We start from the raw sequence: 13,601 nt of genomic DNA, 5'->3' as shown, positions 1-13,601 counted from the left end.
GCTGCAAGGTCGCGTTTGCGCCCATTCCCTGCAGGAAGCAATCCACGTGACCAGGCTCGACGAAGCACCCGATTCCCTCGCTGCCGCACACGGCGGCTTCCAGTTCATCAGCAGCTGGCCCTCCGTCACCGCCGAGGATGCCGCCGCGATCAAGGCGTTCTGGCGCAGCGAGGGCGCGCTCAACGACGAAGCGGCGATGGACCAGCGCGTGAAGCAGGTCGTCATGCATGCGCGCTCGAACGACGGCGAGGTCGCCGGCGTCTGCACCGCGATGCCGATGACGCTGCCGCGCCTCGGCCAGCCGATGTATTACTGGCGCACCTTCGTCGGCGCGCGCTGGCGAGCGAGCGCGCTCGTGATGTCCCTGCTCAAGCGCTCTTGCGTGCTGCTGGAGGAATTCGCCCGCACGCACGACTACCCGTGCATCGGCGTCCTGCTCGAACTCGAGAACGACCGCTTCCGCGAGCGCGGGCGCATGGCCACCTGGTTCAATCCGCGCTTCGTCTACATCGGCCGCAGCGAACGCGGCCTCGACCTGCGCGCGCTGTATTTCAAGGGCGCGCGCCTGAAGGCGCCGCCGGCGAAGACCTGACCTCGAGCGATGGGCGGTTGCCAGCGGCGATGCCTGCCGTGCACGATTGCGCATTCGAACCTGCGGAGACACCATGAACGCCTACGACACCCCGGCCAACTCCGCCGGCGCTGCGCCGGCGTCCGCGACCGAAGGCGAAGCCGATCCGAAAACCGTCGCCGAAGTGCTCGGCAGCGTACACACGACCAACTTCCCTGACCTGCTGCGCCAACTCGGCGGCAGCCTGCTCGTAAGCACCTACCAGGCCGGCAAGCTGGTGATCCTGCGACCGGACGGCGCGAGCATCAACACGCATTTCCGCAATTTCATGCGACCGATGGGCATGGCGGCAGACAACCAGCGCCTTGCGCTCGGCACCGCGATCGAGATTGCCGAGTTCCGCAACATGCCGGCGGTCGCCAAGCGCCTGCAGGATCCGCCGCGCCACGATGCGGTGTACATGGCGCGCCGCGTGCACATCAGCGGCGCCATCGACATCCACGAGATGGCGTGGGACAAGCACGGCGACCTGTGGTTCGTGAACACGCTGTTCTCCTGCCTGTGCACGCTCGACTCGAAATCGAGCTTCGTGCCGCGCTGGCGACCGCGCTGCGTCAGCCATTACGCGCCGGAGGATCGCTGCCACCTCAACGGCCTCGCCATGCGCGATGGTCGCCCGCGCTACCTGACCGCGCTCGGTGAATCCAACGAACCGCAGGGCTGGCGCGTGAACAAGCGCGATGGCGGGGTGCTGTTCGACATGGCTGGTGACAAGGTCATCACACGCGGCCTGTCGATGCCGCATTCGCCGCGCTGGTACGACAACCGCCTGTGGGTGCTCGAATCGGGCCGCGGCAAGCTCGTCACGATCGACCCGAAGACCGGCCAGAAGACCGATTTCGCGTCAGTGCCCGGTTTCGCACGCGGCCTCGATTTCCTCGGTCCGATCGCTTTCATCGGGCTGTCGCAGCTGCGCGAGTCCAACGCGTTCACCGACATCGAGATCACCGACGACAACAAGGATCGCCAGAGCGGCGTATGGGCGGTGCATATCGGCACCGGCAAGACCGTCGCCCTGCTCAAGTTCACCGGCGGCGTGCAGGAAATCTTCGCAGTGCAGGCACTGTCCGGCGTGCTGTTCCCCGAGATCGTCCACGAGGGCGAGCTCCTCGCCAGCACCTACGCGTTGCCGGACGAAGCGCTGCGCGAAGTCGGCTTCACGCAGGCCCCGCCGCCGACCAGCGGCTACGCGGCGCCGTCGTAGCATCGGCGCAGCCGCGACAAGCATACGACGAGCGCCAGGCATTCAGCCAGGCAGGTGCTCCTGCAGGCGTGCAGCAACCGCCTTGAGCGCGGCCTCGCACATGCGCACCGGCGATTCGTGCGCATCGATGCGCACGACGCCGGGCGGCAGTTCCTCGAAGCAACCAGCCAGTGCATCGACGAGCGCCGGCGTGCGATCGAGTGCGGGATGCGCTGCTTGCAGGCGATCGTTCGCGATGCGGGCCCGCGCCCGCGCGGGGTCGCATGCCGCCAGCAGCCAGAGCAGGTCGAACCCGTGCCGATCCGCAATCTCGACGAGGCGGTCACGGTCCTCGCGCCGCGAGAACGTCATGCCGTCGATCACGCTCGTCTTGCCAAGCAGCCCGTTGATCTCGACTGCAAGCAGCACGCCGCGGAATGCCGCGCGCTTCTCGATGAAGCTGTAGTCGCACTGCGGGAACATCGCATGGCGGATTGCATCCCGGCAGACCCGGCGCAAGCCGAGCTGGTCGACCAGCGCGCTGGCGATGGTGGTCTTGCCGGCTCCCGGCAACCCCATCAGCGCCACTACCAGAGGCCGGTTCTGTCGTTTTTGCGCGTCCGCAGCCATCGTGCTCATCGAAAATTGTGTCGGAGTGTGTCCGCCCGCGGGTTTCTCGCGCGATGCGGCGCAGCGCGCGTGCGAGCGCTTCGATAGAATTGTCGCCCTGCCGCATCGCAATTGCCATGACCAACCTGAAGCAACCGTTCACGATTCCCGGCTACCGTCTGATTCGCCGGCTCGGCGTTGGTGGCATGGCAACCGTGCATCTGGCCAACCAGGAGTCGCTGTCGCGCCTGGTCGCCATCAAGGTGCTGGCGACCGATCACGCGCCCGGCGAAGAACTCGTGCAGCGCTTCGAGAACGAGGCGCGCACGATCGCCCGTCTTGACCACCCGCACATCGTGCAGATCTTCGACGTCGGGCGCACCTCGACCGGGCAGATCTACTACACGATGCCCTATCTGCCGAACGGCGACTTGTCCGCGCGCAACCTGCGCGAAGATCCCGAAGGCGTGCTTGGTGTCATGCATGCGCTGACCGAGGCGCTCGGCTGCGCGCACGACCACGGCATCGTGCATCGCGACGTCAAGCCGGAGAATGTGCTGTTCGACAAGCTCGACCGGCCCATGCTGGCGGACTTCGGCATCGCGCTGACCGGTTCGCACCAGCCGCGCGTGACGCGCGAGGGAGCGACGATCGGTTCGTCCGGATACATGAGCCCCGAGCAGGCACGCGGCCAGTCGATCGATGGTCGCTCCGACCTCTACAGTCTCGGCGTGGTCTGCTACGAATTGCTGACCGGCGAATTGCCGTTCGAAGGTTCCGACGCGCTCGCGGTCGCGCTCGCCCATATCGAGAAGCCGGTGCCGCGCCTGCCCGTCACGCGCCGGATCTGGCAACCGCTGATCGACAAGGCGCTGGCGAAGCATCCGGACGAGCGTTTCCAGAGCGCCGAAGAGATGACCGCGGCGCTCGAGGTCATCGCGCGCCGCATGCGTGGCCCGTCGCGCCACGGCATCGCGCGACGCTGGCAGACCGTGGTCGAACGCATCGTCGCGATCCCGCGCCGCCGGCGTGCATTCGGCATCGCCGGACTGCTCGTGCTCGCGTTGCTGGCGTTGATGGCATTGTCGCCGCATGCGCCCGAGCGAACGCCTCCACATACCGATGCCGCCGCAGGCGGCTCCGATGCCGGAGATGCAGCGCCGCCGGACGCCCATCCGGCCGACGCGCTCACCGAAACGCGCGTGCAGCATCTGCAGCAGGCGGAAGACCTGATGTCGATCAATCACGTGGCAACGCCACCCGGCGAAAGCGCCGCGGATGAATATCTGGCCGTACTCGCCAGCGAGCCGCATCAGGCGGAAGCGCAAAAGGGAATCGCGCGCATCCTCGAACGGCTCGGCACCGATGCAGCCATCGCGATCTCGGCCGACAGCACACGCTCCGCCAGCGAGGCGATCGAGAGCGCACTGTCGATCGGCGCCCGCGCCGGCGATGATGCGGCCGCGGCACGTGGCGCCTTCGCGCAGTCGGTGCATGCCGCCGTCGAGCAACGCCGCGCGCGCGGACGCGGCCCGCTCGACCTCGCGCCGCTGCAGGCACTGAAGCCCTTGCTGCCCACGCTCGCGCGCGTGGATGCGGCGCAGGCAAGGGAGATCGGCGCCGAGCTGGCCAAGGCGCAGGCGCAGCCGGCCGCGGGCGGCGCGCTGCGCGACGATGGCGGCCCGGAGCTGATCGTGTTGCCGGCAGCGGACGGCGCCGCCGCCACGCTCGCCATCGCAATGCACGAAGTCACGCGCGGCGATTACGCGAAGTTCGCCCGCGACACCGGTCGCGCGGCATCGCGCTGTCGTGCCTCGCAGAACGTGCTCGCGCTCGTGCGCAATCGCGACATCACCTGGCGCAATCCGGGCTTCGCGCAGGGCGACGATCATCCGGTCGTGTGCGTCAGCTGGAACGACGCCATGGCATACGCGCGCTGGCTCGGCCAGAAGACCGGAGAACGCTACCGGTTGCCGAACTCGAACGAGTGGCTGCTCGCGGCGCGACCTGCCGGCAAGGGCACCGGCTGTCGTGCGGCGAACATCGATTCACACGCGAACGGCTGCAGCGACGGCTACGAATACACCGCTCCGGTCGGCCATTTCTCGGCCAGCCCGAACGGACTGCGCGACATCTCCGGCAATGTCAGCGAGTGGGTCGATGTCTGCGCCAAGCCCGGTCGCGTCGGCAGCAGTTGCCCGGTGCATCGCTTCCGCGGGCTGTCGTGGCGCGACGACGAAGACGAGTCGAACCTGGACCGGATGGACACCGCCGGGGCCGATCTCGGTTATGCCAACGTGGGCTTCCGCGTGGTGCGCGAACTCGGCGGGAAACCTGCACAATGACCGCGTTGAATCCGATACTCGCATCGTGCTGAATCCATGCGACCTCTCTACATCCAGCGTTACCTGCTCACCGGATTGCTCACGTTCCTGCCGATCTGGCTGACGTGGATCGTGTTCAAGTCGATCTTCTCCCTCCTCTCGCAGTTGAACCTGCCGTGGATCTCCGCGTTGTTCGAGGCTTTCCCGGGCACGCTCGGGAGATTGAACGAGAGCGGCCTGGTGTCTCTGCTCGCATTCGTGGTGACGCTCGTCGCACTGTATGCCGCCGGCTTCGCCGCGAACCGCGTGTTCGGCCAGCGCCTGCTCGGCGCACTCGAGCGCGTGATCGAGCGGATCCCGATCGCGCACAGCATCTACGGCGGCGCGAAGAAGCTGATGACGATGTTGCAGAGCAAGCCCACCGGTACGCAACGCGTGGTGCTGATCGACTTCCCGTCGCCGGAACTGAAATCGATCGGTTTCGTCACGCGCGTGTTCCGCGATGCAGGCGGCATGGAGGTCGCCGCGGTGTACGTGCCGACCACGCCGAACCCGACTGGCGGCTACCTCGAGATCGTGCCCCTCGAGCGCCTGATCGCGACCGACTGGAGCGTCGATCAGGCGATGGCGTTCATCCTGTCGTGCGGAGCAGCCGGACCCGACGCGCTGCCGTTCGACCTGCGCGGCACACGCCCGACCCCGCCGCCCCTCTCGTAACGCGCCGCGCGATTCGCTGTCGTCGCGCTTCGCGGAGCCGAGCAGGCTCGGCTCCACACCGACCCGGCTTCGCGAAATCAGCCGAGTCACACCACGGGTTCTTCCACGAGCGCTCGCCGTGGTACGCGACCCAGCGCGTCGGCGTGTACCCGGTCGTCCGCCTCGGGGCCGAGGCGCCTGGCGCATTCGCGCGGCGAAAAGCCGAATGACGGCGGGACTCGCACTGCGCGCTCGACCCACCCCGCGTTGAGCGCGCAGGAATCGTGCGGCGACGCCAATGGAGATGCGCGCGAAGCAGGTGCCGCCGGCGACGATCAAACGTCGAGGCGCATGACCGAGCCGAAAAACAGTTCAAGCACGCGATTGGCTACACCGTCGTCGACGCGCGCGGGACTGACGATATGCGCGAACTTGACCGACTCGGCCAGCGCGCACAGGCCGATCGCTATCTCGCTCGGCGGAATCGGCGTCGTCTCGCCGGTCAGCTCGCAGTAGCGCTCGACGAAGCCGGTGATCTCGGCATAGTTCTCGTCGATCAGCGCATTCATGCGCGTGCGGAACGCCGCATGCCTTGCGGCGTGCAGGCGCGCCTCCATCCACAACAGGCAGTGGTCGTTGTTGCGGTACAGCTGGCCGTAGAACAGGCGCAGGCGGTTGGCGAGATCCTTCGCGTCGGAGGTCGTGCGGAACACCTCGTGGAACACGCCAAGCATCTGGCCGTGGTCATCGCGCAGCAGTTCGATGAACAGGTCGTCCTTGCCCTTGAAGTTCGAGTAGAACGCGCCGCGCGTGTAGCCGGCCTCCTTCGCGACGTCCTCGACACTGGTGCCGCCGAAGCCGCGCTTGGCGATGACCTTCGCCGCCGCGGCCAGCAATGCCTGCCGCGTCTGCGCCCTGCTTTCCTCTCGATTCAATCGCTTGCGTGCCATTTCGGCAGCATAGCACGCGCCAACATACGCCGTCGAATTGGGATACACATACGTATCTGAATGTGGTACCGTATCTGTACTCTCCGGTACGAGAATGCCCGCCATGGACCTTCGCCTTCGTCGTCCCACCGTCGTCCGCGTGGCAGCCGCCACCGTGGCGGTTGCGCTTTCGCTCCTGCTCGCCGCGTGCGGCCGCTCCGGCGCCGAGGCGCCTGCCGCTGCGCCCGTGCGTCCGGTGATCGCGCAGACCGTCGTCGCCGGCGGGCACTCGAATACCGAGCGCTACAGCGGTGAGGTGCATGCGCGCTACGAGGCGCCGCTCGCGTTCCGCATCGACGGCAAGATCAGCCATCGCAACGTCGGCATAGGCGACCGCGTCAGCGCCGGCCAGGTGCTCGCGACACTCGACCCCAGCGACGCGTCGATGAACGCAGCCGGCGCGAAGGCTGCAGTCGCCGCGGCGACCAGCCAGCGGGATGTCGCCCGACTGCAGCGCGACCGGATTGCCGCGTTGCGCGGGCGCGCCCTCGTCAGCGAGGCGCAGCTCGATCAGGCCGACAATGCCCTGAAAGCGGCCGATGCGGCCCTGCAACAGGCGCGGCAGCAGCTTGGCGTGCGCGAAAACCAGGTGCGCTATGCGACCTTGGTCGCCGAACACGACGGCATCGTCACGACTCAGGACGCCGAATCCGGCCAGGTCGTCGCCGCCGGCCAGCGCGTGTTCGGCCTCGCCTGGTCGGATGAACGCGAAGTGCACATCGCAGTACCGGAAATCCGCGTCGCCGCGCTGCGCGACACCGGCCCACTCGAGGTGACGCTGTCTGCACAGCCGGACAAGCACTACACGGGACGCCTGCGCGAGCTGTCGGCCGCCGCCGACCCGCAGAGTCGCACCTTCCTTGCCAAGGTCACGATCATCGATGCCGGTGCCGAGGTGCAGTTGCAGATGAGCGCGGACGTCGCCGTGACCTCGACGGGCAACGACGACGCCATCGAGTTGCCGGCAACCGCGCTGTTCCACGACGACGCGCAGCCGGCCGTCTGGATCATCGATGCAAATGACCGCCTCGAACTTCGCACGGTCACGGTTGCGCGCTATGTCGACGCCGGCGTCGCAATCTCGCACGGGGTCGCACCCGGCGACCGCGTCGTCGTGCGCGGCGTGCACACGCTGCATGCCGGCGACGCGGTGCGCATCGTCGAGCTGCCGTTCCAGTCGGCGGTAGCCGAACGATGAGCGGCTTCAACCTTTCTGCCTGGGCGCTGCGCCAGCGCGCACTCGTCGTCTACCTGATGGCGGCGGTCGCGCTGCTCGGACTGTACGGCTACCTGCATCTCGGCCGGTCCGAGGACCCGCCGTTCACGTTCAAGGTCATGGTGATCCAGACCGCGTGGCCGGGCGCGACCGCGCGCCAGGTGCAGGAACAGATCAGCGACCGCATTGCACGCAAGCTGCAGGAGACACCGGACGTCGACTTCGTGACCAGCTATTCGCGACCGGCAGAATCCGTGGTGATGTTCGCGATCCGGGATTCAGCGCCGTCGGCCAATGTGCCCGCCACCTGGTACCAGGTGCGCAAGAAGATCGGCGACATCGCCGCGCAACTGCCACAGGGCGTGCAGGGACCGTTCTTCAACGACGAATTCGGGGACGTCTACACGAACATCTGGGCGCTCGAGGGCGACGGCTCGTCACCGGCCGAATTGCGCGACTACGCAGACACGATCCGCACCGAACTGCTGCGCGTGGCCGGTGTCGCCAAGGTCGACTACTTCGGCGACCAGGAACAACGCATCACGATCGAGATCGACAACGCGCGCCTCGCCACCCTCGGCATCACGCCGTTGCAGCTCGGAACCGCGATCGCGGCGCAGAACGCGGTCGCGCCGGCCGGCACGCTGGAGGCCGCCGAGGACCGCATCTTCGTGCGCCCGAGCGGACAGTTCGGCGACGTGGCCGCCTTGCGCGAGACGAGCCTGCGCATCGGCGACAAGCTGTTCCGCCTCGGCGACGTCGCCGAAGTGCGCCGCGGTTACGTCGATCCGCCGGTCGAGGAAGTGCGCTACGGCGGGCGACCCGCACTGGCGATCGGCGTGACCATGCAACCCGGTGGTGACGTGGTCGAGCTCGGCCACGCGCTCGACGCGACCATCGCGCGCCTTCGCACGGGCCTCCCGGCCGGCCTCGCCTTGAATGAATACAGCAGCATGCCCGCTGCGGTCGAACATTCGCTCGACGACTTCCTCGAAGCGGTGGCCGAGGCGGTGCTGATCGTGCTGCTGGTCAGCCTCGCCAGCCTCGGCTTCCGCACCGGCATGGTCGTCGCGATCACGATTCCGTTCGTGCTCGCCGCGACCGCACTCGGCATGTGGTGGTTCGGCATCGGCCTGCACAAGGTCTCGCTCGGCACGCTTATCCTCGCGCTCGGCCTGCTCGTCGACGACGCAATCATTGCGATCGAGATGATGGCGGTGAAGCTCGAGGAAGGCTGGGACCGCATGCGTGCGGCGAGCTTCGCCTACACCAGTACCGCGTTCCCGATGCTGACCGGCACGCTGGTCACGGTCGCCGGATTCCTGCCGATCGCTCTGGCGAAATCCGGCACCGGTGAATACACGCGCTCGATCTTCCAGGTTTCGGCGATCGCGCTGGTCGCTTCGTGGATCGCCGCAGTGGTGGTGATCCCGGTGCTCGGCCACGCGATGCTGCCAGAGGCGCACCATCCGCCGAGCCGCTTCGCTACATGGCTGCGCGAACGCGTGCTGCGCCGGGGCGCGGCCGCGGCGACGCACGGCGTCGATCCGTACGACCGCGCGTTCTACCACCGCTTCGGCGCGCTGATCGCCTGGTGCGTCGACCATCGCTGGCGCGTGCTCGCCGCGACCCTCGCGCTGTGGCTGGTTTCGATCGGCGCATTCGCGCTGGTGCCGCAGCAGTTCTTCCCGAGTTCGGACCGCAGCGAGCTGCTGATCGACCTGCGCCTCGGCGAAGGCGCATCGATCGCCGCGACGCGTGCGGTCGCCGCGCGCATGGAACACGAACTCGCCGCCGACAAGGATGTCGACCACTTCGTCGCCTACGTTGGTGCCGGCGCGCCGCGCTTCTACCTGCCGCTCGACCAGCAGTTGCCACGCGCGAACTTCGCGCAGGTTGTCGCAACCGCACGCGACGTCGAAGCGCGCAAGCGCCTGGAGAAGCGCGTGCAGCAGGTCCTCGACGAACGCTTCCCGGACGTCAGTGGTCGCGTCAGCGCGCTCGAGAACGGGCCACCGGTCGGCTTCCCGGTGCAGTTCCGCGTCTCCGGCGACGACATCGGCAAGGTGCGCGCGATCGCCGAGGAGGTCGAGCACGTGATGCGCGCCGATGCCGGCACCGCGAACGTGCAGTTCGATTGGGACGAACCGTCAACGCGCTCGATCCGCCTCGACATCGACCAGGACAAGGCACGTGTGCTCGGCCTCACCTCGCAGGACGTCGCCGCCGCGGTCAACCTCGCGTTGAGCGGTGCGCCGGTCACACAGTATCGCGAGCGCGACAAGCTGATCGTCGTCGACCTGCGCTGGCCGCAGGCGCAGCGCGTCGATGCCGAACGCCTTGGCGATCTCGCGATCGCCACGCCAGCGGGCAAGACGGTGCCGCTGACGCAGATCGCGCGCATCGACCAGGCGATGGACTACGGCGTGGTGTGGGAGCGCGACCGCCAGCCGACGATCACCGTGCGCTCGGATACCGCCGCGGGCCGCCTAGGCATCGACGTCACCCACAGTGTCGATGCAAAGCTCGGCGAGCTGCGCGCGAAACTTCCGATCGGCTACCGCATCGAGGTTGGCGGCGCGGTCGAGAACAGCGCCAAGGCGCAGGCGTCGATCAATGCGCAGATGCCGGTCATGCTGCTTGCCGTGCTGACCCTGCTGATGATCCAGTTGCGCAGCTTCTCGCGCACGCTGATGGTTGTGCTGACTGCACCGCTCGGCCTGATCGGCGTGGTCGGCGCGCTGCTGCTGTTCGGCCAGCCGTTCGGCTTCGTCGCGATGCTCGGCACGATCGCGATGTTCGGCATCATCATGCGCAATTCCGTGATCCTGATCGACCAGATCGAGCAGGACATCGGCGAAGGCCATTCCGCCTACGAGGCAATCCAGCGCGCGGTCGTGCGGCGTTTCCGCCCGATCACGCTGACCGCGGCCGCGGCGGTGCTGGCCTTGATCCCGCTCCTGCGCAGCAACTTCTTCGGTCCGATGGCGACGGCGCTGATGGGCGGCATCACGGTTGCGACCGTGTTGACCCTGCTCTACCTGCCGGCGCTGTACGCGATCTGGTTCCGCGTGCCCGCAGCGATCAGTTCTCCGGCGCGCAGCGCTTGAGCAGGAGCGCGTCGGCTTCCTGGCGCGGCGTGCAGACGATCTCGTCGACGATGTGGCCGCCGCGCGAGGCATGGGTCTGGCAGCTCATGCCGCTCGCCGCCAGGCCATAGTCGCGGATCTTCGCCGCCGCCTCGGCATCGGCGAGCTTGCGCTGCTCGGGCTTCATCGCCCGCTCGAGCTCGCGCACGATCGTCTGGTAGCCCGGGAAGATCTTCTCGGCCGCGACCTTCAGCCACGCATAGCCGGTCAGGTCGTCACGGGCGACGCCCTGTCCGAGCAGGTACATGCGGCCGAGCGCGGACTGGCTCTGCTTGTCGCCGGCGCAGGCGCCACGCCGGAACAGGCCGAATGCCTCGTCATACCGCTTCGCGTCGTAGGCCAGCGCCGCGCGGCGCAGGATGTCGCGGTATTCGTTCGGGAACACGCGCTCGAACGCAGACCCATCCCCCGCCATCGCGGCAGATGCGCTCGACGCCAGCAGCACCGCGATGAGCATGCGCGACCGTCCTGTCGTGGCAACACCCATTTTCCCGTTCCCTGAAGCGGAAAGCGCGCAAGTGTAACGATTTCATGCGGGGCGGCAATGACCTTCGACACTGTGCCTTACGGTCGCCGCCCGCTATTTTCATGCGTTGCCTTGACCTGCCGCGGCCCCCATCCGCTGGCATCCCAGACACCTGCAAGCCCAAGACCGCGAATCCCGGAGAAAGAAATGCGCAAGCTGCTGAACAAGACCCTCGCGTCGGCGATCTTCGCCGCGCTGTCCACCACCGCGATCGCCGCGACCACGGCCCCGTCCTTCGACGTCAACGATCTCGACGCGAAAATCAATCCCTGCGGTGATTTCAACGGCTTCGTCAACGCGAAATGGGTCGAGGCGAATCCGATCCCGTCCGACCGCACTCGCTGGGGCGCATTCGACCAGCTGCGCGAGCACAGCCTGCAGACCCAACGCGAGATCGCCGAAGCGGCCGCGCGCGACGCGAACAAGGCCGCGGCCGGTTCGGTCGGGCAGAAGATCGGCTGGTTCTACCGTTCCGGCATGGCCGAGGGCGCGATCGAGAAGGCTGGACTCGCGCCGGTCAAACCGGAGCTCGCGAAGATCGACGCGCTGAAGAGCCCCGCAGACATCGCCGCCTACGTAACCGAAAGCTTCTCGCGCGGCCAGAGCGGCCTGTTCGGCATCTACGCCGCACCGGACTTCAAGAATTCGAAGGTGCAGATCGCCTATGTCGCGCAGGGCGGCATCGGCCTGCCGACCTCGGAGTACTACTCCAAGCCCGACTACGCCGAACTGCGCAAGGCTTACCAGGCCCACGTCGCCAAGGTGCTCGAACTCGCCGGCGAGAAGGCCGTCGACGCGAACAAGGCGGCCGAGCAGGTACTCGCCTTCGAGACGCGCCTCGCCGCGGCCTCGCTCGTTCCGGTCGAGCTGCGCAAACCGGAAAACCAGTACCACTTCGTCTCGCTCGCCGATGCCGACAAGGCGAGCACGAACTTCTCGTGGACGAAGTTCTTCGCTGCACAGCACGCCGACATCAAGGGCGGTTTCTCGCTCTCGCAGCCGATGTTCTTCGCCGAAGTCGACAAGATGATCGGCGACGTCCCGGCGGACCAGTGGCGCGCCTACCTGCGCTTCCACGCCATCGACTCCGCCTCGCCGTACCTGTCCAAGCCGTTCTCGCAGGAGAACTTCGCGTTCTACAACAAGACCCTCAACGGCCAGAAGGAGCAGGAGCCGCGCTGGAAGCGCGTGCTCGCGACGGTCAACGAAGGAATGGGCATGGGCCTCGGCGAACTGTACGTCGCCAAGACCTTCCCGCCGGAGTCCAAGCAGCGCGCGATGGAGCTGGTCACCAATGTCAGCGCGGCATTGAAGGCGCGCATCGAGAAGCTCGACTGGATGAGCGACACGACCAAGCAGAAGGCGATCGAAAAGTGGTCGACCTTCCTGCCGAAGATCGGCTACCCGGACAAGTGGCGCGACTGGTCCGGCCTCGCGGTGAAGTCGGACGACTACTACGCGAACGTGCTGGCGGCGAGCAAATACAACTACGACTACGAGTTGGCCAAGGTCGGCAAGCCGACCGATCGCCTCGAGTGGGGTATGACGCCGCAGACGGTCAACGCGTACTACAACCCGACCGACAACACGATCAACTTCCCGGCAGCGATCCTGCAACCGCCGTTCTTCGACGCCAAGGCCGACGACGCGCTCAACTACGGCGGCATCGGCGCGGTGATCGGCCATGAGGCCACGCACGGCTTCGACGACGAGGGCAGCCAGTTCGATGCGCAGGGCAACAACGCGAACTGGTGGACGAAGGAAGACCGCGAGAAGTTCGATGCACGCACCGCCAAGCTGGTCGCGCAGTTCAACGAGTACCAACCGCTGCCGGGCAAGCACGTCAACGGCCAGCTGACCCTCGGCGAGAACATCGCCGACCTCGGCGGCATCAACGTCGCCTACGATGCGCTGCAGATGGCGCTCGGCAAGCACGGCGAGGCGTCGAAGGAGATCGACGGCTACACGCCTCAGCAGCGCTTCTTCCTCAACTTCGCGCGCATCTGGCGCGGCAGCACGCTGCCCAAGCGACAGGAAGTGCTGCTGAACGCGGACCCGCACGCACCGGCGCAGTACCGCGCGATTGGCGCGCCGTCGAACGTCCCCGCGTTCGCGCATGCGTTCTCGTGCAAGGCCGGCGACGCGATGGTGCGCGATGATGGCAAGCAGGTGAAGATCTGGTAGGACGGCATTTCCCGTCGGCTGGATGAAGACGGCGCCCATGCGGCGCCGTCTTCTTTTCACGGGTTGGCAAGCACGGCATCGTCGGATGCATCAT

General features: G+C 67.1%; 10 protein-coding genes. 7 read left to right on the top strand and 3 right to left on the bottom strand.

The features are described 5' to 3' along the window. Window positions 1-46 precede the first annotated feature (46 nt). Both ACILRJ_RS13680 and ACILRJ_RS13675 read left to right on the top strand, forming a co-directional pair. Entirely contained in the window at window positions 47-592 is a 546-nt protein-coding gene (locus ACILRJ_RS13680) for a hypothetical protein (RefSeq protein WP_395683752.1), read from the top strand. 73 nt (window positions 593-665) lie between these two features. Next, complete coding sequence (locus ACILRJ_RS13675; protein ID WP_395683751.1) at window positions 666-1,835, top strand: TIGR03032 family protein; 1,170 nt, start codon at window positions 666-668, stop codon at window positions 1,833-1,835. 42 nt (window positions 1,836-1,877) lie between these two features. Here the strand turns inward: ACILRJ_RS13675 and ACILRJ_RS13670 are convergent, their stop codons facing one another. Further along, window positions 1,878-2,453: an AAA family ATPase gene (locus tag ACILRJ_RS13670; RefSeq protein ID WP_395683750.1), complete on the bottom strand. Its 576-nt coding sequence runs from the start codon at window positions 2,451-2,453 to the stop codon at window positions 1,878-1,880. Window positions 2,454-2,560: 107 nt separating this feature from the next. Here ACILRJ_RS13670 and ACILRJ_RS13665 point away from each other — a divergent pair, with 107 nt between their 5' ends. Together ACILRJ_RS13665 and ACILRJ_RS13660 are read left to right on the top strand one after the other, a co-directional pair. Next, window positions 2,561-4,768, top strand: coding sequence for a protein kinase domain-containing protein (locus ACILRJ_RS13665; protein WP_395683749.1), 2,208 nt, complete (start codon window positions 2,561-2,563; stop codon window positions 4,766-4,768). 36 nt (window positions 4,769-4,804) lie between these two features. Next, window positions 4,805-5,464, top strand: a complete 660-nt coding sequence (locus ACILRJ_RS13660) for a DUF502 domain-containing protein (protein ID WP_395683748.1) — start codon at window positions 4,805-4,807, stop codon at window positions 5,462-5,464. A gap of 314 nt (window positions 5,465-5,778) precedes the next feature. Here ACILRJ_RS13660 and ACILRJ_RS13655 read toward each other — a convergent pair whose 3' ends face one another. Beyond that, window positions 5,779-6,393, bottom strand: coding sequence for a TetR/AcrR family transcriptional regulator (locus ACILRJ_RS13655; protein ID WP_395683747.1), 615 nt, complete (start codon window positions 6,391-6,393; stop codon window positions 5,779-5,781). A gap of 103 nt (window positions 6,394-6,496) precedes the next feature. Here ACILRJ_RS13655 and ACILRJ_RS13650 point away from each other — a divergent pair, with 103 nt between their 5' ends. Both ACILRJ_RS13650 and ACILRJ_RS13645 read left to right on the top strand, forming a co-directional pair. After that, window positions 6,497-7,630 carry an efflux RND transporter periplasmic adaptor subunit gene (locus ACILRJ_RS13650; protein WP_395683746.1) on the top strand — a complete coding sequence of 378 codons (1,134 nt, stop codon included), beginning with the start codon at window positions 6,497-6,499 and terminating at the stop codon, window positions 7,628-7,630. Continuing rightward, window positions 7,627-10,758 carry an efflux RND transporter permease subunit gene (locus ACILRJ_RS13645; protein ID WP_395683745.1) on the top strand — a complete coding sequence of 1,044 codons (3,132 nt, stop codon included), beginning with the start codon at window positions 7,627-7,629 and terminating at the stop codon, window positions 10,756-10,758. Before ACILRJ_RS13650 ends, ACILRJ_RS13645 begins: the two co-directional genes overlap by 4 nt. On the opposite strand, the gene ACILRJ_RS13640 is transcribed toward ACILRJ_RS13645, so the two are convergent. Next, the gene (locus ACILRJ_RS13640; protein WP_395683744.1) at window positions 10,733-11,254 is read right to left on the bottom strand and encodes a hypothetical protein; all 522 of its coding nucleotides are present in this window, start codon (window positions 11,252-11,254) and stop codon (window positions 10,733-10,735) included. The two genes, ACILRJ_RS13645 and ACILRJ_RS13640, sit on opposite strands and share 26 nt — an antisense overlap. Before the next feature lie 216 nt (window positions 11,255-11,470). Between ACILRJ_RS13640 and ACILRJ_RS13635 the strand changes: the two genes are divergently transcribed. Then, window positions 11,471-13,507 carry a M13 family metallopeptidase gene (locus ACILRJ_RS13635; protein WP_395683743.1) on the top strand — a complete coding sequence of 679 codons (2,037 nt, stop codon included), beginning with the start codon at window positions 11,471-11,473 and terminating at the stop codon, window positions 13,505-13,507. Window positions 13,508-13,601: the final 94 nt, after the last annotated feature.

Origin of the sequence: Dokdonella sp., assembly GCF_044227025.1 — a bacterium.
Taxonomy (GTDB): domain Bacteria; phylum Pseudomonadota; class Gammaproteobacteria; order Xanthomonadales; family Rhodanobacteraceae; genus Dokdonella_A.
Note: the sequence above shows the minus strand (reverse complement) of the source record. Positions and strands in the feature narration are given on the sequence as shown.